The following is a 20,391-nucleotide window of genomic DNA, read 5'->3' as shown; positions in this document are numbered from 1 at the left end:
TCAATACGTACGTACGTATTGATTGCAGTATGCCCAAACCCTCTCTCCGCGAAACCATCCTCGACGCCGGCCTGAAGGCGATGTTCCGCACCGGCTATCACGGCACCAGCGTGCGCGACGTCACCGCGGCCGCCGACGCGCCGCAGGGGTCCTTCACCAACCATTTCCGCTCGAAGGAGGCCTTCGCCTCCGAGGTGCTCGACCGCTACTTCCTCTATGTCCGCGGCCTGGTCGCGGAAGCGCTGGATGACAGATCGGCGCCGCCGCGGGCGCGGCTCAGGCGCTATCTCGATCTGATCACCGGCAAGCTTGCCAATGACGGCTTTACCCGCGGCTGCCTGATCGGCGACTTCAGCCTCGAGGCGTCAGGCTCCAGCGAGCTGCTGCGCGAGCAGCTCGACGCCATCTTCCGCGAATGGCGTGTGCCGTTCGCCGCCTGCATTGCCGAAGCGCAGGCCAAGGGCGAGATCGCGTCCGACTTCGATGCCGACGAGCTCGCCGATTTCCTGCTGGCGTCCTGGCAGGGCGCGATGCTGCGCATGAAGGTCGAGCGCAGCGAAGCCGCGCTGGCGCGTTTCAAGACGATCGCATTCCAAACCGTGTTCAAGGAGCTGCCATGAGCGTGTCTGCCGACATCAGCCTGCATTACCGGTCCGTGCGCGGGACCACGATGGCCTATCGCGAAACCGGTTCGCGCGAGGCGCCGCACGTGCTGTTCCTGCACGGCAATCCGACCTCGTCCTACATCTGGCGCAACATCATGCCGCTGGTCGCGCCGGTCGGGCACTGCGTCGCGCCCGACCTGATCGGCTACGGGCAATCCGGCAAGCCGGATATTGCCTACCGCTTCTTCGATCATGCGGACTATCTCGACGCGCTGATCGACGATCTCGGTATCGGATCGGCCTATCTGGTCGCGCAGGATTGGGGCACGGCGCTGGCGTTTCATCTTGCCGCGCGCCGCCCCGACTTCGTGCGCGGGCTCGCCTTCATGGAGTTCATCCGTCCGATGCGCGACTGGTCGGATTTCCACCAGCATCAGGCCGCGCGCGACACGTTCAGGAAATTCCGCACGCCGGGCGAGGGCGAGGCGATGATCCTCGACAACAATGCCTTCGTCGAACGCGTCCTGCCGGGCTCGATCCTGCGCCAGCTCAGCGCGGAGGAGATGGACGCGTACCGCGCGCCGTTCACGACGCGCGAGAGCCGCAAGCCGACCTTGATGCTGCCGCGTGAACTGCCGATTGCGGGCGAGCCCGCCGATGTCGATCAGGCGCTCACGGCGGCCCATGCGGCGCTCGCCGCGTCGACCTATCCAAAGCTGCTGTTCGCAGGAACGCCCGGTGCGCTGGTCTCGCCGGCATTCGCCGCGGATTTTGCCGCGACGCTCACGCACTGCGCCGTCATTCAGCTCGGCGCCGGTGCGCACTATCTGCAGGAAGATCATCCGGAGGCCATCGGCCGCTCGGTGGCGGGCTGGATCGCCGGCATCGAAGCCGCCTCCGCGCAACCCCGCTTTGCCGCATGAGGAGACTGACATGACGGAGGTCTCGATCACCTATTGCCGGCCCTGCGGTTACGAGAAGCGCGCAAAGGAGGCCGCCGCGCTGTTGCGCAGGCGTCTTGGGCTCGATGCAACGCTGGTCCCCGGCAAGGGCGGCATCTTCGAAGTCAGGCTTGGCGACAAGGTGGTCGCCAAGCGTGCCAAGGGACATTTTCCCGATGCCGCAGAGATCGTCGCGGCGGTGGCCGCCGCGCGGGCGTGACGAGCCGCGCGGCCACGTCCGCGCCAATCTGCTGACCGACGATCTCGCGGCGGCGGCTGCGGCGAATTGCAGCCTGGGCTGATCATTCTGGAGGCAGTATCGGGCCGGGAGCTGTGCTGTGCGGTCGCTTCTGGTCGGAACACGCCGGCAAAGCCGTGCAACATCGCCGCCCGGCGCCGCGCCAATGCCCGTAGTTTCCCGGATTCACACGCCGATGGTTGGGTGAGTTATCTCCCACACGCGCACCGCGAAGCTTGGTCGCAGGTGACGGGAAACGCTCAAATTTGTGCATCCACTGTCATGAATCATCCCTAATATCTTGAAGATGCGCGTTTTATTGTCTTTTGACGAATTCCACTGCGGCTTAAAACACGCTACACGGGGCAGGGAACAGCGGAGCGTCGGCGGGGTTCGCCCGGGAGCCGCCGTCGCGGGATCGCAACTCGAGGTCTAGATGCTGGAAGCAATACGCAGGGCGATGGCGTTTATGCGCCAGAAGCAGATCCTGCATAGGCTGGGTGTTGTCATCAGCATCGCCGTCATCGGCATCGCCTGCTACGTCCTCTACCATATGCTGCGCGGCATCGACACCAACGAGGTGCTCGAGGCCATCAAGAGCACCGAGCCGCGCCAGATCGCGCTGGCCGCGCTGTTCGTCACCGCCGGCTACTTCACGCTGACCTTCTACGATTTGTTCGCAGTGCGCGCGATCGGCCACGCCCATGTGCCCTATCGCATCAACGCGCTCGCGGCCTTCACCTCCTATTCGATCGGCCACAATGTCGGCGCCAGCGTCTTCACCGGCGGCGCGGTGCGCTACCGGATCTATTCGGCTTGGGGCCTCAACGCGATCGACGTCGCAAAGATCTGCTTCCTCGCCGGCCTGACCTTCTGGCTCGGCAATGCCGCCGTGCTCGGGCTCGGCATCGCCTATCACCCGGAGGCCGCCGCCAACATCGACCAGCTGCCGCCCTGGCTGAACCGGACGCTGGCCTTTGCGATCATCATCGCCCTGGTCGCCTATGTGGTCTGGGTCTGGACCCAGAAGCGGGTGGTCGGCCGCGGGCCCTGGACGGTGACCCTGCCGGGCGGGCCGCTGACGCTGCTGCAGATCGCGATCGGCATCGTCGACCTCGGGTTCTGCGCGCTGGCGATGTACGTGCTGGTGCCGGACGAGCCCAATCTGGGGTTCGTCGTGGTCGCCGTCATCTTCGTGTCGGCGACCCTGCTCGGCTTCGCCAGCCACTCCCCCGGCGGCCTCGGGGTGTTCGATGCCGCCATGCTGGTCGGCCTCTGGCAGATGGACCGCGAGGACCTGCTCGGCGGTATGCTGTTGTTCCGCCTGCTCTACTATATTGCCCCGTTTGTCATATCTGTAATCTTGCTGACGTTTCGGGAGGTTATCGTCGGCGCCCGACTCAAACGGCTGCCGCAGGCTGATTCGGGTCCCCGCGCCGAGCCGCAGCACGAGGCGGTTTTTGTCCGCAAGCGCGGTGACTCCGGCGCCTGACGAGGCGGCCAGCCAGCTCCTGGCGCGAGGTCGATGGGACCTCCACTGAGCGAGGCACGAACCGAAGGGAAACGCCGCCGCGATGGCAATCGACGACTCGCCTTCCTCCATCTTCTCGCCATGGCCCGACCGCCTGCGCCATGCCGCGCTGATCCTGCTTGCCGCGGCGCTTGCGCTCAGCGTGGTGGTCGCGCTCGGCGAATTGTCGCTGGTGCGCGCCTGCGCGGTGTTCGCCTGCATCGCAGCCGCGGCGCTGGTGCCGTGGCGGCTGCACGATGCGACCGCCTCGCGCGAGGATGTCCGCGGCGTCAACCCGGTCGAGGCCAATGCGGTCAGCGCCGTCGTCGCCGGCATGCCGGATCCGGCCGTGCTGCTCGATCGCGCCGGCCGCGTCATCCACCTCAATGCCGCCGCCGCCGAGCTCGCGCCGGCACTGCGCAAGAACGAACTTGCGCAATTTGCCCTGCGTTCGCCGGAGATTATCACAGCGCTGCGCGAGGCGATCGCGACTGCCGAGCCGCGCCGCGCCACCTACACCGATCACGTGCCGGTCGATCGCTGGATGGAACTGGTGATCACGCCGGTGCCAGTGCCGACCCAGTTCGGCGGCACCGACAAGTGCATGCTGATGACCTTCCACGATCTGACGCCGCTGCGCCGGGTCGAGGAAATGCGCGCCGACTTCGTCGCCAATGCGAGCCACGAATTGCGCACGCCGCTCGCCGCTTTGTCCGGCTTCATCGACACGCTGCAGGGGCCGGCGCGCGAGGACGCGCGGGCGCGCGAGCGCTTCCTCGGCATCATGCACACCCAGGCCACCCGCATGGCGCGGCTGATCGACGACCTGCTGTCGCTGTCGCGGGTCGAGCTCTCGGCCCATGTCCGGCCCGAGGCCTCGATCGATATCGTGCCGATCATCCGCCAGGTGGTCGACGGGCTCGAGGCGCTGGCCGCCGAGCGCCAGGTCGAGATCGATGTCGACCTGCCGGAGGCGCCGGTCGCGATCGCCGGCGACCGCGAGGAGCTGCTGCGGCTGTTCGAGAACCTGATCGAGAACGCGCTCAAATACGGCGCCTCGGGCGGCCGCGTCATAGTGTCGCTCAGCCAGGCGGCGTCGGGGGACCCGTCGCCCGAAATCCGGGTCATGGTCCGGGATTTCGGCCCAGGCATCGCCCCGGAGCACCTGCCGCGGCTGACCGAGCGGTTCTACCGGGTGGACGTCGGCGACAGCCGCAACCAGGGCGGAACAGGCCTCGGATTATCGCTGGTGAAACATATTCTTAACCGTCATCGCGGGCGGCTTCTGATCGAAAGCGTGCCGAAAAACGGCGCCACTTTTACCGCCTGTTTTCCTCGCCCGAAGACCCTGGTACCGACACAAAGCTAAGCATTTTCAGCAGCTTGGCGCTGTCATCCAACTGTCATCTAACCTTTATAAAACCAGCACCGACCGCTCCTAGATGGACCGGCGTGAGCGCGATCGGGCGCATTCGGCGCTTCGCTCACAAGATGGAGACGACCCCATGAATTTCATCAAAGCAATCGTCGCTGCCGGCATGGTCGCCGCTTCGACGTCGGCCTTCGCTGCCGATATTACCGGCGCGGGCGCGACGTTTCCGTTCCCGATCTATTCGAAGTGGGCTGACGCTTACAAGAAGGAGACCGGCAACGGTCTGAACTATCAGTCGATCGGCTCCGGCGCCGGCATCAAGCAGATCCAGGCCAAGACCGTGACCTTCGGCGCCACCGACGCGCCGCTCAAGGCCGAGCAGCTCGAGAAGGACGGCCTCGTTCAGTGGCCGATGGTGATGGGCGCGATCGTTCCGGTCGTGAACCTCGAAGGCATCAAGCCGGGCGAGCTGGTCCTGTCGGGCGAAGTGCTCGGCAACATCTATCTCGGCAAGGTCACCAAGTGGAACGACGAGTCGATCGCCAAGCTCAATCCGAAGCTCAAGCTGCCGGCCGACGCCATCACCGTCGTGCGCCGCTCGGATGGTTCGGGCACCACCTTCAACTTCACCGACTATCTCTCCAAATCGAACGCCGACTGGAAGTCCAAGGTCGGTTCCGGCACCGCGGTCGAATGGCCGGTCGGCGTTGGCGCCAAGGGTAACGAAGGCGTCGCCGGCAATATCAGCCAGACCAAGAACGCGATCGGCTATGTCGAGTACGCCTACGCCAAGCAGAACAAGCTGACCTATGCCGCGCTGGTCAACAAGGCCGGCAAGACCGTGCAGCCGACCATGGAAGCCTTCCAGGCCGCTGCCGCGAACGCCGACTGGGCCAAGGCTCCCGGCTACTACGTGATCCTGACCGACCAGCCGGGCGATGCCTCCTGGCCGATCACCGCGGCGACCTTCATCCTGATGCACAAGGATGCGACCGACAAGGCGGCCTCGCAGGAAGCCCTCAAGTTCTTCAAGTACGCTTTCGAGAAGGGCGACAAGGCGGCTGAAGAGCTCGACTACATCCCGATGCCGGACTCGGTCGTCAAGCTGATCGAGAAGACCTGGGCCGCGGACATCAAGAGCTAAGTCGCAACGTTTCGAATGAGGCCTGTGCCGCCCAACGGCGGCACAGGTTGAAGTGCCAAGAGCCTGCTCCGTCACGACCCATAAAACCATGGAGCTTGGGCTCGCGCGTCCTTCGGGGCGCAGCCGGAATGACGCCCGGCCCAAAAGCGTCGGTGAAGATCGCTTCGGGGGCGTACCGGTTTGCGTTGCTTTCACATAGTAGAGAGGGGATAGGCGTGGCAGACATGGCTGTTCAGGGCGATGTGATGGAAGCTGCCGGTCCGTATGATCGCGCCAAGGCTCTCAGTGCGTTCAAGCTCGGTGATGCCACCTTCTACTGGATCACCCGTATCTCGGCGATCTCGGTCCTCCTGATCCTCGGCGGCATTATTCTGTCGCTGATCGTCGGCGCCTGGCCGGCGATGCGGGAATACGGCTTCGCCTTCCTGTTCACGCAGCGCTGGGCGCCCTCGGCCGATCCGCCGGTGCTCGGCGCGCTCGGTCCGATCTACGGCACGCTGATCACCTCGGTGATCGCGATGATGATCGCTATTCCGGTCGGCATCGGCATTGCGGTGTTCCTCACCGAGCTGTGCCCGCAGTGGCTGCGCCGCCCGATCGGCATCGCGGTCGAACTGCTCGCCGGCATCCCCTCGATCATCTACGGCATGTGGGGCTTCTTCGTGCTGGGCCCGTTCCTCGCCAACACCTTCCAGCCGTTCATGATCCGGATCTTCGAGGGCGTGCCGGTGCTGGGCGCGATCTTCGCCGGCCCGCCGTCCTATCTCAGCCTGTTCAATGCGGCGCTGATCCTGGCGATCATGGTGCTGCCCTTCATCACCGCGATCTCGGTCGACGTGTTCAAGACCGTGCCGCCGGTGCTCAAGGAGGCCGCCTACGGCATGGGCTGCACCACCTGGGAAGTCGTCAAGAACGTGGTGATCCCCTACACCCGGGTCGGCGTGATCGGCGGCATCATGCTGGCGCTCGGCCGCGCGCTCGGCGAGACCATGGCGGTGACCTTCATCATCGGCAACTCGTTCCGCATCTCATCGTCGATCTTCGCGCCGGGCACCACGATCTCGGCGGCGATCGCCAGCGAATTCGCCGAGAGCGACGGGCTGCATCAGTCCGGCCTGATCCTGCTCGGCCTGCTGCTGTTCGTATTGACCTTCTTCGTGCTCGCCGCGGCGCGTCTGATGCTGATGCGGCTTGAGAACAAGGCGGGGAAGTGACGCCATGAACCCGATCTACAAATCCCGCCGCCGCAACGACATCATCATCCGCGCGCTCTGCTTCGCTGCCGCCGCGTTCGGCGTCACCTGGCTGGCCCTGATCCTGCTGACGCTGCTCTACAACGGCATCGCCGGCCTCAGCGTGCAGTTGTTCACCCAGAACACGCCGCCGCCCGGCTCGACCGAAGGCGGCCTGCTCAACGCCATCGTCGGCTCGGTCATCATGACCGTGATCGGGGTCGGCATCGGCGCGCCGCTCGGCCTGTTCGCCGGCACCTACCTTGCCGAATACGGCAAGCATGACAAGCTGACCTCGGTGATCCGCTTCATCAACGACATCCTGCTCAGCGCCCCCTCGATCATCATCGGCCTGTTCATCTACGGCGCGGTGGTGGTGCCGATGCGCGGCTTCTCGGCGATCGCCGGCGCGCTCGCGCTCGCCGTCATCGTCATCCCGGTCGTGCTGCGCACCACCGAGGACATGCTGCTGCTGGTGCCCAATCCGCTGCGCGAGGCGGCAAGCGCGCTCGGCCTGCCGCGCTCGCTGGTGATCAAGCGGATCGCCTACCGTGCCGCCCGGTCGGGTCTGATCACCGGCGTGCTGCTGGCGACCGCCCGCGTCGCCGGCGAGACCGCGCCGCTGCTGTTCACCGCGCTGTCGAACCAGTTCTTCAGCCTGAGCCTGAACAAGACGATGGCCAACCTGCCGGTGACCATCAACAACTTCGTGCAAAGCCCCTACGCCTACTGGAAAGAGTTGGCCTGGAGCGGCGCACTGCTGATCACCTTTACCGTGCTCGCGCTGAATATCGGCGCGCGTATCCTTGGTGCCGAAAGGGCCGCAAAATGACCGAGCTTTCGATTTCGACCACCGCCGCCGGCCACGTTCCCCAGGCGCCGCTGCCGGAAGCCGCGCCGAAGGTTACGGCGCGCAACCTCAACTTCTATTATGGCGAGCACCACGCGCTGAAGAACATCAACCTGACGCTCGGCACCAACCGCGTCACGGCGTTCATCGGCCCGTCGGGCTGCGGCAAGTCGACCTTGCTGCGCATCTTCAACCGGATGTATGATCTCTATCCGGGCCAGCGCGCGGTCGGCCAGCTGATGCTGGACCAGACCAACATCCTCGACGCCAAGCTCGACCTCAACCTGCTGCGGGCGCGGGTCGGCATGGTGTTCCAGAAGCCGACGCCGTTCCCGATGACGATCTATGAGAACATCGCCTTCGGCATCCGCCTTTACGAGAAGATCTCGAAGTCGGAGATGGACGGCCGGGTCGAGAAGGCGCTGCGCGGCGGCGCGCTGTGGAACGAGGTCAAGGACAAGCTGAACGCCTCCGGCCTGTCGCTCTCCGGCGGCCAGCAGCAGCGCCTGTGCATCGCGCGCACGGTGGCGGTGCGGCCCGAGGTGATCCTGTTCGACGAGCCGTGCTCGGCGCTCGATCCGATCTCGACCGCCAAGGTCGAGGAGCTGATCCAGGAACTGTCCGAGGACTACACGATCGCGATCGTGACCCACAACATGCAGCAGGCGGCGCGCGTCTCCGACAAGACCGCCTTCATGTATCTCGGCGAGTTGATCGAGTTCGACGACACCAACAAGATCTTCACCTCGCCGAGCGATCGGCGCACCCAGGACTACATCACCGGTCGGTTCGGCTAACGCCTGATCGGAAAAAAGCGGGGATGGTTTCCCGCCGAGATCAGGCTGAAATGAAGGCATGAGATCGTGATCCTCTTGGGATTATGATCGAAGGAGACAAGCGATGGCTTCTGAACATACCGCCAAGGCATTCGACAGCGACCTGCAGGAGTTGACCCGCCTGGTCGCCGAGATGGGCGGCCTGGTCGAGCGCATGATCACCGAGTCGGTCGATGCGCTGATCCGCCGCGACGTCGCGCTCGGCAAGCGCGTGGTCGCCGCCGACATCGAGATCGACAGCCTGCAGCGCGTCATCGAAGAGCGCGCGGTGCTGACGATCGCGCGGCGCCAGCCGATGGCGATCGACCTGCGCGAGATCGTCAGCGCGATGCGGGTGGCCACCGACCTCGAGCGGATCGGCGACCTCGCCAAGAACATGGGCAAGCGCGTCGCGGCGCTGGAGAGCGATTTCCAGCCGCTGAAGCTGATCCGCGGCCTCGAGCACATGACCGACCTCGTGCTGTCGCAGGTCAAGTCGGTGCTCGACGCCTACGCCGCGCACGATTTGCCGGCGGCGATGAACGTCTGGAAGGGCGACGAGGAGGTCGACGCGATCTGCACCTCGCTGTTCCGCGAGCTGCTCACCTACATGATGGAAGATCCGCGCAACATCTCGTTCTGCATCCACCTGATGTTCTGCGCCAAGAATATCGAGCGGATCGGCGACCACGCCACCAACATCGCCGAGACCGTGTTCTACATGATCGAGGGCCAGCAAATCACCGACAAGCGCCCGAAGGGCGACATGACCAACTTTGCGACCACGGTGCCGGGTAACTGAAGCACGATCCGGAAAAGTGGGTACCGGTTTTCCGACAAGATCGTGCTCATCAGGACGATGAGCGTTTCGGTTTTGCGTCTGGGCAACGGATCAAGATAGAGAGAACTTAGACCGATGAGCGCACGCATTCTGGTAGTCGAAGACGAGGAAGCGCTGACAACGCTGTTGCGCTACAACCTCGACGCGGAAGGCTACGATGTCGAAACGGTCGGGCGCGGCGACGATGCCGACACCCGCCTCAAGGAGCGCGTTCCCGATCTCGTGGTGCTCGACTGGATGCTGCCGGGCCTGTCCGGCATCGAGCTCTGCCGCCGCTTGCGGGCACGTCCCGAGACCAAGCAGCTGCCGATCATCATGCTGACCGCGCGCGGCGAGGAGAGCGAGCGGGTGCGTGGGCTGGCCACCGGCGCCGACGATTATATCGTCAAGCCGTTCTCGGTGCCGGAGCTCCTGGCGCGGGTGAAGGGCCTGCTGCGCCGCGCCAGCCCCGAGCGGCTCGCCACCGTGCTGACCTATGGCGACATCGAGCTCGACCGAGAGAAGCGCCGCGTTGCGCGCTCCGGCCGCCCGATCGATCTCGGCCCGACCGAATATCGGCTGCTCGAATTCTTCCTCGAGCATCCCGGCCGCGTGTTCAGCCGCGAGCAGCTGCTCGACAGCGTCTGGGGCCGCGACATCTATATCGACGAGCGGACCGTTGACGTGCATATCGGCCGCCTGCGCAAGCTGCTCAATCCGGGCCGCGAGCAGGATCCGATCCGCACCGTGCGCGGCGCCGGCTACGCCCTCGACGACCGTTTTGCCAAGGCCGAGCCGCAGCCGTAAGGCCCGGTCCGACCGCTGCAACAAAAAAATCCCCGCCTTCGCGGGGATTTCTTTTTTGACGTCGTCGCTGGTTTCGTCGTCGGCCTATTTGAGCTGCGGCTTGTTCGACGGCCGGCGGCGATCGCCGGCGGGCTGGTAAGCGACGCGCGAGTGGTGCGCGCAATAGGGCAGGCCGGTGAGCGCCTTGCCGCCGCAGAAGAAGAATTCCGGGCTCGAGGGATCGCCGACCGGCCAATGGCAGGTGGCCTCGTTCAGCTCCAGCAGCGACAGCCGCTGGCTCATCGGCACCACGTTGTCGTAGGCGATCGGATCCGGCTCGAGTTCGACCTCGAAAGCCTGCGCCAGCGCGGTGTTGCCGCGCGAGACCGGGCGCGCCACCCGCATCATGTGCTGGGCGGGACGGGCCTTGCGCTGCCGCGGCGCGGCGGTGGAGGGCGCCTTGGCGCGGCCGGACAGGCCGAGCCGATGGACTTTGCCGATCACGGCGTTTCGCGTCACATTGCCGAGTTCCGCCGCGATCTGGCTGGCGGAGAGGCCACTCTCCCAGAGCTTCTTCAGCTGCTCGACGCGATCGTCGGACCAGGTCAATACCGTCATCGCATTCTTCCTTTCGCGGTGCGCCGGCCGGTGATGGGAGCGGCGCTGCGAGCCAAATCTGTCAAAATCCCCGCGGTCAGAATCCCTTAGCCCTCGCCGGGCGTGCTGTTGCGCCCGAACGTTCACGCAGAACAAATGGCTACTAAGAGGGTCCAGTACTGCCGCACGAGATGTCGTACCCGACAGGCCAAACGCTACAATATGGCGTGACTCTGGCGCAAGAGTCCGCGGCAGCGCGTCCACATGTTCCCAACATTTAAGCCTTGCAATCAGGCTTTTCCACTGCTCCGGAATACTCCGGATTGCATGCGTTTCGCATTGCAGGAAGGCCACTTCGTGGCGATTGACACGGACCGGGCGCAGCATAGAATGCCCCGCACGTGCTGCCCGCAAGGCGGCACGTTTTTGTTTTCCGAAGCTGGCCGTTGCTGCGCTGGCGTCAAGGCGCGCGGCAATTGTCGGCCTCAAACCCGTCAGTGATCGCCATGACCAACAGCGCCACGTCGCACCTGCTCCCCGTCTTTGCCCGGATCGATCTCGGCTTCGAGCGCGGCGAGGGCGCCTGGCTGATCGCAACCAACGGCGACCGCTATCTCGACTTCACCTCGGGCGTCGCGGTGAACGCGCTCGGCCATGCCCATCCGCATCTGGTCAAGGCGCTGCAGGAGCAGGCGACCAAGCTCTGGCACATGTCGAACCTGTTCAAGAGCCCGGACGGCGAGGCGCTGGCGGCGCGGCTCTGCGAGCAGAGCTTTGCCGACTACGTGTTCTTCTGCAATTCCGGCGCCGAGGCGATGGAGGGCGTGATCAAGCTGGTGCGCCACCACCATTTCTCCAAGGGACATGGCGAGCGCTACCGCATCATCACCTTCGAAGGCGCGTTCCACGGCCGCACGCTGGGCACGCTCGCGGCGACCGGCTCGGCGAAATATCTCGAAGGCTTCGGCCCGCCGATGGACGGCTTCGACCAGGTGCCGCATGGCGACATCGAGGCGGTGAAGAAGGCGATCGGCCCGCACACCGCCGGCATCCTGATCGAGCCGGTGCAAGGCGAGGGTGGCGTGCGCGGCGCGCCGCAGGCCTTCTTCAAGGCGCTGCGCCAGCTCTGCGACGAGCACGGCCTGCTGCTCGCCTTCGACGAGGTGCAGACCGGCATGGGCCGAACCGGCGAGTTGTTCGCCTACAAGCGCACCGGCGTCACGCCGGACGTGATGTCGCTGGCGAAGGCGCTCGGCGGCGGCTTCCCGATCGGCGCGGTGCTGGCGAGCGCCAAGGCCGCCGAGGGCATGGCGCCCGGCTCGCACGGCTCGACCTTCGGCGGCAATCCGCTCGCGGTCGCCGCGGCCAATGCCGTCCTCGACGTCATGCTCAAGCCTGGCTTCTTCGAGCACGTGCAGAAGGTGTCGCTGCTGCTCAAGCAGAAGCTCGCCTCCGCGGTCGACCGCTTTCCCGGCGTGCTGTCGGAAGTGCGCGGCGAGGGTCTCCTCATCGGCGTCAAGGCGGTGGTGCCCTCGGGTGACCTCATTGCCGCGCTGCGCAACGAAAAACTGCTCACCGTCGGCGCCGGCGACAACGTCGTCCGCTTCCTGGCGCCGCTGATCGTCACCGAGGCCGAGATCGACCACTCGATCGCCGCGCTGGAGCGCGCCTGCGCTGCGCTGTCGGCGCAGCCGAAGAAGGCGGCGGGGTAATGAGCAAGTCGGTCCGTCACTTCCTCGACATCAACGAATTGCCGCTCGCCGAGCTGCGCAACATGCTGTCGGCCGGCGCCGCCATGAAGGCGCAGCGCAAGGCGCACGAGAAGGCCAGGAAGCCGCTCGAGGGCAAGACGCTGGCGATGATCTTCGAACGCCCGTCGACCCGCACGCGGGTGTCGTTCGACGTCGGCATGCGCCAGCTTGGCGGTGAATCCATCATGCTGACCGGTGCCGAGATGCAGCTCGGCCGCGGCGAGACCATCGCCGACACCGCGCGCGTGCTGTCGCGCTATGTCGATGCGATCATGATCCGCATCCTCAATCACGATGCGCTGCTCGAGCTTGCCGCCCACGCCACCGTTCCCGTGATCAACGGGCTGACGCGGCGCTCGCATCCCTGCCAGGTGATGGCCGACCTCATGACCTATGAGGAAAACCGCGGCTCGATCGAGGGCAAGACGGTGGCCTGGACCGGCGACGACAACAACGTGCTGGCCTCCTGGGCGCACGCCGCCGAGCGCTTCAAGTTCCAGCTCAATGTCGCGACCCCGCCGGAGCTCGCGCCGAAGAAGCCGATGCGGGACTGGATCAAGGCGACGAATGCGCCGATCGTACTCGGCACCGACCCGGAGGCCGCGGTGCGCGGCGCCGACTGCGTCGTCACCGACACCTGGGTGTCGATGGGCGACAAGGAGGGCGAGCACCGCCACAACGTGCTGCGGCCCTATCAGGTCAATGCCAAGCTGATGTCGCTTGCGAAACCCGACGCACTGTTCATGCACTGCCTGCCCGCGCATCGCGGCGAGGAGGTCACCGACGAGGTGATCGACGGCCCGCAATCCGTCGTGTTCGACGAGGCGGAAAACCGCCTGCATGCGCAAAAGGGCATTCTGGCCTGGTGTTTCGACGCGGTGGCGTAGCAATAACGCTGTCGTCCCGGCCCAGTGCGCAATTGCGCACTAGGCCGGGACGACGATCTCTGTGTTCGCGTGAACCCCTTTATTTCATGGTCCGAGACCCCAGATAGAGCGCCATGGTTTCACAATCCCCCGACATCAAAATCACGGCCGAGGCGCCAATCCGCGCGCCATCGGCGGTTCCTGTTGACGATGCCGTGCTGGCCTTCGAGGTCGGCGCGCTGGATCTGCGCGGACGGCTGACCCGGCTCGGCCCCGCGCTCGACGAGGTCCTGCACAAGCACGATTATCCGCCGCCGGTCGGCAAGCTGCTCGGCGAGGCGATCGTGCTGACGACGCTGCTCGGCTCCTCCGTGAAGTTCGAGGGCCGCTTCATCCTGCAGACCCGGACTGACGGTCCGGTCTCGCTGCTGATCGTCGACTTCCAGGCGCCGGATCGGCTGCGTGCCTATGCGCGCTACGATGCGTCACGCATCAAGAACGGCCAGACCTCGGGCCAGCTGCTCGGCAAGGGCCATCTGGCGATGACCATCGATCAGGGCGCCAACACCAGCCGCTACCAGGGCCTGGTGGCGCTCGACGGTGGCAGCCTCGAGGACGCCGCGCACGAATATTTCCTGCGCTCCGAGCAGATCCCGACCCGGGTGCGTCTTGCGGTCGGCGAAGAGATGCGCGGCGGCGAGCGCGGCAAGCTGCACTGGCGCGCCGGCGGCATTTTGCTGCAATTCCTGCCGAAGTCACCGGAGCGCGCCAAGCAGGCCGATCTGCATCCCGGCGACGCGCCGGAGGGAACGGTTGCGCACGCGGTGCCGGACGACGACGCCTGGGTCGAAGGTCAGTCGCTGATCTCGACCGTCGAGGATGTCGAGCTGATCGATCCGGATCTGTCCGGCGAACGGCTGCTCTACCGCCTGTTCCACGAGCGCGGCGTCCGCGTCTTCACCCCGCAGCAGCTGCGCGCGCAGTGCTCCTGCTCGCGCGATGCGGTGTCCGCGATGCTGAAGAGCTTTGCGCCAAAAGACCGCGCCGACATGGTCAAGGACGGCAAGGTCGTCGTGACCTGCGAGTTCTGCTCGTCGGTGTATGAATTCACGCCGGACGAAGCCGGCGTGGAGTAGGACGCTCGTTAACGTAGCCCGGATGCAGCGAAGCGAAATCCGGGGCGCTCCAACCGCGAATGATGCTGTTCCGGATTGCGCTGCGCTGCATCCGGGCTACGCACTGTCCGCATTTGCTACGCAGGCCTCAGTTCAACACCCGCTTGCCGTCCGGGCTCGGGCTATCCAGCGAAAACGTCGGCACGTCGATGTCGAACCGCTCGCCGCTTTCGTTGACCATCTGGTAGCTGCCGGTCATGAAGCCGGAGGCCGTCGACAGCGGCACGCCAGAGGTGTACTCGAAGCGCTCGCCGGGCGCGAGCACCGGCTGTTCGCCGACCACGCCCTCGCCGCGCACCTCCTGGCGGCGGCCGGTGGCATCGGTGATGATCCAGTGCCGGGTGCGCAGCTGCACCGTCTCCGGGCCCGAATTGGTGATCACGATCGTATACGACCAGAAATACTCGCGCCCCACCGACGAGCGATCCGGCATGAAGTTCGGCTCGACGGTGACTTCGATCTGGCGGGTAACGGCACGGTACATCAGGCTCAATCCGGTGGTCTCAAAGCACGATTCGGAAAGCGCGGTGCGGTTTTCTGTTGCGATCGTGCTCAAACAGGCGGCTTATCATAGCGAATTCGTCCACCGGAACCAATCGCTTGGCTGGCCGTGAAAAACCGGACGAAAAGCCGGGGCAAAAAGCCGGTACAGGCCGCGCCTGCAATCGCGGTTTCAACATAGTTCCGTCCTAAAGCCCCGCCGGCATGCCGCCGCACTCAGTGCTTTGTCCGCAAATCGCGGGCCGATATTATCTTTTCAGGGCGCGCCCGACTTCCAGAGCCGCTTTGGTGCTTGATGAGCTCGATTGCCGATCCCATAGCCGGTTCGCCGGTGGCTGAGGCCAAAGCCGAGGCGAAGGCAAAGGCCGCCGCGGCGTCGCCGGCGATCACGCTGCCCGCGGCGGGCGAGCGCGAGCTCCGGCTCGACCTGTTTCGCGGCCTCGCACTATGGCTGATCTTCATCGACCACTTGCCGACCAATCTCCTGACCTGGCTGACGATCCGCAACTACGGATTCTCCGACGCCACCGAGATCTTCATCTTCATCTCCGGCTACACCGCGGCCTTCGTCTACGGCCGCGCCATGCTGGAGGCGGGCTTTTTGATCGCGACTGCGCGCATCCTGCGCCGGGTCTGGCAGATCTACGTCGCCCATGTCTTCCTGTTCACGATCTTCCTCGCCGAGATCTCCTATGTCGCGACCTCGTTCGAGAACCCGCTCTACACCGAAGAGATGGGGATCATGGACTTCCTCAAGCAGCCCGACGTCACCATCGTGCAGGCGCTGCTGCTGCGCTTCCGCCCCGTCAACATGGACGTGCTGCCGCTCTATATCGTGTTGATGCTGTTCCTGCCGCTGATCCTGTGGCTGATGAAGTGGAAGCCCGACGTCACGCTCGGCCTGTCGGTCGTGCTCTACGCGGTGACCTGGCAGTTCGATCTCTATCTGTCGGCCTATCCGAACGGGTTCTGGGCGTTCAATCCGTTCGCCTGGCAATTGCTGTTCGTGTTCGGCGCCTGGTGCGCGCTCGGCGGCGCGCGGCGGATGTCGCGCATCCTGTCGTCGAACATCACGATGTGGATCTGCATCGCCTATCTGGTCGCGGCGTTCTTCGTGACGCTGACCTGGTACGTGCCGCAGCTCGGCCACATCATGCCCAAGGTGATCGAGCAGTGGATGTATCCGATCAACAAGACCGACCTGGACGTGTTGCGCTTCGCGCACTTCCTGGCGCTCGCGGCGCTGACCGTGCGCTTCCTGCCGAAGGACTGGCCGGGGCTGAAATCGCCCTGGCTGCGACCTTTGATCCTGTGTGGCCAGCATTCGCTTGAGATATTCTGCCTCGGGGTCTTCCTCGCCTTTGCCGGTCATTTCGTGCTTGCCGAAGTGTCGGGCGGTGCCGTGCTGCACGCCTTGATCAGCGTCGCCGGCATCCTCATCATGTGCGGCATGGCGTGGATCATTTCGTGGTACAAGCACTCTGCCGACAAAGGCGCTTCGAAAAAAGGCGCCGGCGGCAACGCCGATCTGGCGGGAGGGGAAGCATGAAGTCCGCGTGGACGATGCTGGGCCTGACGCTGCTTGCCGCCTCGCTGGCGGCCGCGCCCGCGCGCGCCGGCGACACGGCCGAGCCGCCGCCTCCCTGCGAAGTGCCCGCCTATCTCCTGTCCACCGAAAACGCGCTGCCGAAGGTCACGGAGGCCGTCAAGGCCAACCGGCCGCTCAGCGTGCTCGTGGTCGGCAGCCGCTCCTCGACCATCCTCGGCAACGAGCCGAGCGCCTACCCGGCCAAGCTGCAGGCGGCGCTGAAGGAGGCGTTGCCGTCGGCCACGGTCGATCTATCCGTAGAACTACAGGGAAAGAGCACCGCCGAGGATACCGCAGGAACTCTTGTTAAGCTTGTTGAGGCTAAGAAGCCTACTTTGGTTATCTGGCAGACCGGAACGGTCGATGCTATGCGAGCGATTGATCCCGACGATTTCCGTGCCGCCATCCACGATGGCCTTGCTGCGTTGCGGAACGCCGGGACCGACGTGGTGCTGGTCAATCTGCAGTACAGCCCGCGTACCGAAACCATGATCTCGGCGCCGCCCTATCTGGACAACATGAAGGTGGTGGCGACGCAGCTCGAGGTGCCGCTGTTCGACCGCTTCGCGATCATGAAGCAGTGGAGCGATGCGGGGTATTTTGACCTGTTCAGCACCTCGCACGGTGTCGACCTGGCCAAGAAGGTGCATGCGTGTCTCGGCCGCGCATTGGCGAAATTCGTCATCGATGCGGCCCATCTCGGTCCGGTGCAGCAGAATTAGAGCGTACTGGAATTAGAGAGAGTTAGAGGAAGTAGAGTTGATGCGTTTTGACTTCCCTTTTCGTCCGATCACATCGCGAGCCGTGTGCGCGGTCGCCGGGCTCGCGCTGCTGATGCCGGTCGCACCATCGTGCGCGCAGACCGCGCAGGCGCAGGTCGATCAACACGCCGCGCTGGCGCCGGGCGCCAAGCCTGAATCCGTTAAGGCCGAGGCCGCCAAGCCTGACGCAACCAAGCCTGACGCAACCAAGTCTGATGCCGCCAGTTCGCCGCATCCGGGTATCGCCGAAAAGGCGCTCGACAAGTTCAAGCAGGCCGCGAAATCCGCCACCGATATCTTCCACCGCGTGCCCTGCCAGCAGCCCAAGGGCGTGCCGAACACCACCGGCTCGCTGCCGCATGTCGCGGCCAAGCTCGCGGCCGGCAAGCCGGTCGTCATCATCGCGTTCGGCTCGTCCTCGACCGAAGGCTACGGCTCGTCGGCGCCGGAATTCACCTATCCGAACCGGCTCGCGGCGCAGCTGAAGCGGCAATATCCGTCGGCCGACATCACCGTGCTCAACCGCGGCAAGGGCGGCGAGGACGCACCGGAGATGATGCGGCGGCTGCAGACCGAAGTGATCGACGTGCATCCCGACATGGTGATCTGGCAGGTCGGCACCAACGCGCTCTTGCGCAACCTCGATCCGGCCGAGACCGGCAAGCAGGTCGAGGACGGCGTGGCGCGCATCCAGGCCGCCGGCGCCGATGTCGTGCTAGTCGATCCGCAATATTCGCCGCGCGTCACCGAGCGGCCCGAGAGCGCGCGGGGCATGGTCAAGCTGCTCGGCCGCATCGCCGCGCTGCGCCATGTCGGCCTGTTCCCGCGCTTCGAGGTGATGCGCGACTGGCACGAGAAGCAGGCGATCCCGATCAACGATTTCGTCACCGCCGACGGCCTGCACATGAACGACTGGGGCTACGCCTGCTTCGCGCAGCTGCTCGGCGACGACATCATCCGCTCGGTCGGCCAGATCAAGATCGGCGTCAACGTGCCGGCGGATGTGCGCACGTATCGGCCGATGTAAGCGGGCTTCTGCCCGCTCTTTCACCGTCACCCTGAGGTGGCCGCTTCTTCAGCGGCCCTCGAAGGGGCGACGGCCCCGCTGGTGGCCGTGCATCCTTCGAGGCTCGCAAGGGCTCGCGCCTCCAGCGACAAAGGCGAAGCCTTTGCGCGGGGATGACGGGTTGGAGTGTCGCAGTCGACGCAACAGCGTCGCTCCTGCTTGACGTTGCCGCGGTAATCCGCTCCCTTGGCCCCTGATAAAATCCCGTCGAGACCAAGGGAAAACGCCCATGTCTTTCGTGCTGGCCATCGATCAGGGCACCACCTCGTCGCGCGCCATGGTGTTCCGCAGCGACATCTCCATCGCCGCCGTCGCGCAGCAGGAATTTCCGCAGCATTTTCCGGCCTCCGGCTGGGTCGAGCACGAGCCGGAGGACATCTGGACCTCCACCGTGATGGTGTGCCGCGACGCGCTGGAGCGGGCCGGCCTCAAGGCAAAGGACATCGCCGCGATCGGCATCACCAACCAGCGCGAGACCACCGTGGTGTGGGACCGCGCCACCGGGCAGGCGGTGCACCGCGCCATCGTCTGGCAGGACCGCCGCACCGCCGACATCTGCGCCAAGCTGAAGGCTGAGGGCCACGAGCCCGCGATCTCGGCCAAGACCGGCCTGATCATCGATCCCTATTTCTCGGGGACAAAAGTCGCCTGGATCCTCGACCACGTGCCGGGCGCGCGCGAGCGCGCCGAGCGCGGCGAATTGTTGTTCGGCACCGTCGACTGCTATTTGCTGTGGCGTCTCACCGGCGGCAAGGTGCACGCGACCGATGCCACCAACGCCTCGCGCACGCTGCTGTTCAACATCCACACCGGCACCTGGGACGACGAGCTGACAAAACTGCTGCGCGTGCCGCGCTCGATGCTGCCCGAGGTGAAGGATTCGTCGGCGCGCTTCGGCGAGAGCACCGCCGATCTGTTCGGCGGCCCGATCGCGATCTCCGGCATCGCCGGCGACCAGCAGGCCGCGACCATCGGCCAGGCCTGCTTCGAGCCCGGCATGATGAAATCGACCTATGGCACCGGCTGCTTCGCGCTGCTCAACACCGGCACCACGCCGGTCGCCTCGAAGAACAAGCTGCTCACCACCATCGCCTATCAGCTAGCCGGAAAACGCACCTATGCGCTGGAAGGCTCGATCTTCGTCGCCGGCAGCGCGGTGCAGTGGCTGCGTGACGGCCTCGGCATCATCAAGCAGGCCGCCGAGACCGGGCCGCTCGCCGACAAGGCGGACGGCATGCAGAGCGTCTACCTGGTGCCGGCGTTCGTCGGCATGGGCGCGCCGTACTGGAATCCGCGCGTGCGCGGCGCGCTGATCGGGCTGACCCGCAACACCGGCCCGGCCGAGATCGCGCATGCGACGCTGGAGAGCGTCTGCTACCAGACCTTTGACCTGTGGGCCGCGATGCGCACCGACTGGCCGGAGGCCACCGCCGCCAACACCGTGCTGCGCGTCGACGGCGGCATGACCGCCTCCGACTGGACCATGCAGCGTCTTGCCGACCTGCTCGACGCTCCGGTCGACCGTCCGATGATCCAGGAGACCACGGCGCTGGGCGCCGCCTATCTCGCCGGCTTCGAGGCCGGCGTCTATCCGGAGCCGGCAAAATTCGCCGACAACTGGCGGCTCGAGCATCGCTTCAAGCCAGCGATGAGCCAGGCGACGCGCGAGCGCAAGCTCGCCGGCTGGGCCCGCGCGGTGAAAGGCGTGCTGGCGAGCGACGAGGGGGAATGAGCCCTGCGCGGAAAAGCGCGGGTCTTCAAACAATAACAACC

20 protein-coding genes are annotated in these 20,391 nt (G+C 65.4%); 18 read left to right on the top strand and 2 right to left on the bottom strand.

The annotated features are described in order from the left end of the window. Positions 1–29: 29 nt before the first annotated feature. The 11 genes from XH93_RS39870 to phoB all read left to right on the top strand — a co-directional run bounded on the left by XH93_RS39870 (position 30) and on the right by phoB (position 10,334). A complete protein-coding gene (locus XH93_RS39870) occupies positions 30–620 on the top strand; it encodes a TetR/AcrR family transcriptional regulator (protein ID WP_194471630.1) in 591 nt (196 codons plus the stop codon). Then, positions 617–1,528 (top strand): haloalkane dehalogenase, encoded by a 912-nt coding sequence (locus tag XH93_RS39865; RefSeq protein WP_194471629.1) that lies wholly within the window; start codon positions 617–619, stop codon positions 1,526–1,528. The genes XH93_RS39870 and XH93_RS39865 overlap by 4 nt, the downstream gene beginning before the upstream one ends. Before the next feature lie 10 nt (positions 1,529–1,538). Further along, on the top strand, positions 1,539–1,766 hold the full coding sequence (locus XH93_RS39860; RefSeq protein WP_194471628.1) for a SelT/SelW/SelH family protein: 228 nt from the start codon (positions 1,539–1,541) through the stop codon (positions 1,764–1,766). A 454-nt stretch (positions 1,767–2,220) separates the two neighbouring features. Beyond that, positions 2,221–3,276 carry a lysylphosphatidylglycerol synthase domain-containing protein gene (locus XH93_RS39855; RefSeq protein ID WP_194471627.1) on the top strand — a complete coding sequence of 352 codons (1,056 nt, stop codon included), beginning with the start codon at positions 2,221–2,223 and terminating at the stop codon, positions 3,274–3,276. 82 nt (positions 3,277–3,358) lie between these two features. Then, positions 3,359–4,663 (top strand): ATP-binding protein, encoded by a 1,305-nt coding sequence (locus XH93_RS39850; RefSeq protein WP_139480345.1) that lies wholly within the window; start codon positions 3,359–3,361, stop codon positions 4,661–4,663. A 136-nt stretch (positions 4,664–4,799) separates the two neighbouring features. Beyond that, positions 4,800–5,810, top strand: coding sequence for a phosphate ABC transporter substrate-binding protein PstS (gene pstS / locus XH93_RS39845; protein WP_194471626.1), 1,011 nt, complete (start codon positions 4,800–4,802; stop codon positions 5,808–5,810). Positions 5,811–6,034: 224 nt separating this feature from the next. Further along, entirely contained in the window at positions 6,035–7,024 is a 990-nt protein-coding gene (pstC, locus tag XH93_RS39840) for a phosphate ABC transporter permease subunit PstC (RefSeq protein ID WP_194471625.1), read from the top strand. Between the two features lie 4 nt (positions 7,025–7,028). Continuing rightward, positions 7,029–7,874, top strand: coding sequence for a phosphate ABC transporter permease PstA (gene pstA, locus XH93_RS39835; RefSeq protein WP_194471624.1), 846 nt, complete (start codon positions 7,029–7,031; stop codon positions 7,872–7,874). Continuing rightward, entirely contained in the window at positions 7,871–8,689 is an 819-nt protein-coding gene (pstB, locus tag XH93_RS39830; RefSeq protein WP_194471623.1) for a phosphate ABC transporter ATP-binding protein PstB, read from the top strand. The genes pstA and pstB overlap by 4 nt, the downstream gene beginning before the upstream one ends. Before the next feature lie 103 nt (positions 8,690–8,792). Next, the gene (phoU, locus tag XH93_RS39825) at positions 8,793–9,509 is read left to right on the top strand and encodes a phosphate signaling complex protein PhoU (protein WP_139480340.1); all 717 of its coding nucleotides are present in this window, start codon (positions 8,793–8,795) and stop codon (positions 9,507–9,509) included. Positions 9,510–9,623: 114 nt separating this feature from the next. After that, on the top strand, positions 9,624–10,334 hold the full coding sequence (gene phoB / locus XH93_RS39820) for a phosphate regulon transcriptional regulator PhoB (protein WP_016844067.1): 711 nt from the start codon (positions 9,624–9,626) through the stop codon (positions 10,332–10,334). An 84-nt stretch (positions 10,335–10,418) separates the two neighbouring features. Here phoB and XH93_RS39815 read toward each other — a convergent pair whose 3' ends face one another. Next, complete coding sequence (locus XH93_RS39815) at positions 10,419–10,931, bottom strand: GcrA family cell cycle regulator (protein ID WP_139480338.1); 513 nt, start codon at positions 10,929–10,931, stop codon at positions 10,419–10,421. A 485-nt stretch (positions 10,932–11,416) separates the two neighbouring features. Here XH93_RS39815 and XH93_RS39810 point away from each other — a divergent pair, with 485 nt between their 5' ends. The 3 genes from XH93_RS39810 (at position 11,417) to XH93_RS39800 (ending at position 14,663) form a co-directional block, all read left to right on the top strand. Then, positions 11,417–12,622 (top strand): aspartate aminotransferase family protein, encoded by a 1,206-nt coding sequence (locus tag XH93_RS39810; RefSeq protein WP_172626646.1) that lies wholly within the window; start codon positions 11,417–11,419, stop codon positions 12,620–12,622. Continuing rightward, entirely contained in the window at positions 12,622–13,548 is a 927-nt protein-coding gene (gene argF, locus XH93_RS39805) for an ornithine carbamoyltransferase (RefSeq protein WP_139480337.1), read from the top strand. Before XH93_RS39810 ends, argF begins: the two co-directional genes overlap by 1 nt. Positions 13,549–13,661: 113 nt before the next feature. Continuing rightward, complete coding sequence (locus tag XH93_RS39800; RefSeq protein ID WP_139858213.1) at positions 13,662–14,663, top strand: Hsp33 family molecular chaperone; 1,002 nt, start codon at positions 13,662–13,664, stop codon at positions 14,661–14,663. Positions 14,664–14,790: 127 nt separating this feature from the next. On the opposite strand, the gene apaG is transcribed toward XH93_RS39800, so the two are convergent. Next, a complete protein-coding gene (gene apaG / locus XH93_RS39795) occupies positions 14,791–15,186 on the bottom strand; it encodes a Co2+/Mg2+ efflux protein ApaG (protein WP_139480335.1) in 396 nt (131 codons plus the stop codon). Between the two features lie 312 nt (positions 15,187–15,498). On the opposite strand from apaG, the gene XH93_RS39790 reads away from it, so the two are divergent. From XH93_RS39790 to glpK, 4 genes are all read left to right on the top strand, one after another. Continuing rightward, on the top strand, positions 15,499–16,752 hold the full coding sequence (locus tag XH93_RS39790) for an OpgC domain-containing protein (protein WP_194471622.1): 1,254 nt from the start codon (positions 15,499–15,501) through the stop codon (positions 16,750–16,752). Next, complete coding sequence (locus tag XH93_RS39785; RefSeq protein ID WP_139858209.1) at positions 16,749–17,513, top strand: SGNH/GDSL hydrolase family protein; 765 nt, start codon at positions 16,749–16,751, stop codon at positions 17,511–17,513. Before XH93_RS39790 ends, XH93_RS39785 begins: the two co-directional genes overlap by 4 nt. A 40-nt stretch (positions 17,514–17,553) precedes the next feature. Further along, positions 17,554–18,579: a GDSL-type esterase/lipase family protein gene (locus XH93_RS39780; protein WP_194471621.1), complete on the top strand. Its 1,026-nt coding sequence runs from the start codon at positions 17,554–17,556 to the stop codon at positions 18,577–18,579. 268 nt (positions 18,580–18,847) lie between these two features. Continuing rightward, positions 18,848–20,350, top strand: coding sequence for a glycerol kinase GlpK (gene glpK, locus XH93_RS39775; RefSeq protein ID WP_194471620.1), 1,503 nt, complete (start codon positions 18,848–18,850; stop codon positions 20,348–20,350). Positions 20,351–20,391: the final 41 nt, after the last annotated feature.

This window comes from Bradyrhizobium sp. CCBAU 51753 (assembly GCF_015291565.1).
Lineage (GTDB): Bacteria > Pseudomonadota > Alphaproteobacteria > Rhizobiales > Xanthobacteraceae > Bradyrhizobium > Bradyrhizobium ivorense.
The sequence above is the reverse complement of the archived record's forward strand: the minus strand, read 5'-3'. Positions and strand labels throughout refer to the sequence as shown.

Excerpts from the sequence above, each read along its gene's own strand:
- apaG (WP_139480335.1), bottom strand. The coding sequence starts at position 15,186 with ATGTACCGTGCCGTTACCCGCCAGATCGAAGTCACCGTCGAGCCGAAC.
- XH93_RS39785 (WP_139858209.1), top strand. The coding sequence starts at position 16,749 with ATGAAGTCCGCGTGGACGATGCTGGGCCTGACGCTGCTTGCCGCCTCG.
- XH93_RS39810 (WP_172626646.1), top strand. The coding sequence starts at position 11,417 with ATGACCAACAGCGCCACGTCGCACCTGCTCCCCGTCTTTGCCCGGATC.
- XH93_RS39815 (WP_139480338.1), bottom strand. The coding sequence starts at position 10,931 with ATGACGGTATTGACCTGGTCCGACGATCGCGTCGAGCAGCTGAAGAAG.
- argF (WP_139480337.1), top strand. The coding sequence starts at position 12,622 with ATGAGCAAGTCGGTCCGTCACTTCCTCGACATCAACGAATTGCCGCTC.
- glpK (WP_194471620.1), top strand. The coding sequence starts at position 18,848 with ATGTCTTTCGTGCTGGCCATCGATCAGGGCACCACCTCGTCGCGCGCC.
- XH93_RS39855 (WP_194471627.1), top strand. The coding sequence starts at position 2,221 with ATGCTGGAAGCAATACGCAGGGCGATGGCGTTTATGCGCCAGAAGCAG.
- XH93_RS39790 (WP_194471622.1), top strand. The coding sequence starts at position 15,499 with ATGAGCTCGATTGCCGATCCCATAGCCGGTTCGCCGGTGGCTGAGGCC.
- XH93_RS39800 (WP_139858213.1), top strand. The coding sequence starts at position 13,662 with ATGGTTTCACAATCCCCCGACATCAAAATCACGGCCGAGGCGCCAATC.
- XH93_RS39865 (WP_194471629.1), top strand. The coding sequence starts at position 617 with ATGAGCGTGTCTGCCGACATCAGCCTGCATTACCGGTCCGTGCGCGGG.
- pstB (WP_194471623.1), top strand. The coding sequence starts at position 7,871 with ATGACCGAGCTTTCGATTTCGACCACCGCCGCCGGCCACGTTCCCCAG.
- XH93_RS39780 (WP_194471621.1), top strand. The coding sequence starts at position 17,554 with ATGCGTTTTGACTTCCCTTTTCGTCCGATCACATCGCGAGCCGTGTGC.
- pstC (WP_194471625.1), top strand. The coding sequence starts at position 6,035 with ATGGCTGTTCAGGGCGATGTGATGGAAGCTGCCGGTCCGTATGATCGC.
- pstA (WP_194471624.1), top strand. The coding sequence starts at position 7,029 with ATGAACCCGATCTACAAATCCCGCCGCCGCAACGACATCATCATCCGC.
- XH93_RS39860 (WP_194471628.1), top strand. The coding sequence starts at position 1,539 with ATGACGGAGGTCTCGATCACCTATTGCCGGCCCTGCGGTTACGAGAAG.
- phoB (WP_016844067.1), top strand. The coding sequence starts at position 9,624 with ATGAGCGCACGCATTCTGGTAGTCGAAGACGAGGAAGCGCTGACAACG.
- pstS (WP_194471626.1), top strand. The coding sequence starts at position 4,800 with ATGAATTTCATCAAAGCAATCGTCGCTGCCGGCATGGTCGCCGCTTCG.
- XH93_RS39870 (WP_194471630.1), top strand. The coding sequence starts at position 30 with ATGCCCAAACCCTCTCTCCGCGAAACCATCCTCGACGCCGGCCTGAAG.
- XH93_RS39850 (WP_139480345.1), top strand. The coding sequence starts at position 3,359 with ATGGCAATCGACGACTCGCCTTCCTCCATCTTCTCGCCATGGCCCGAC.
- phoU (WP_139480340.1), top strand. The coding sequence starts at position 8,793 with ATGGCTTCTGAACATACCGCCAAGGCATTCGACAGCGACCTGCAGGAG.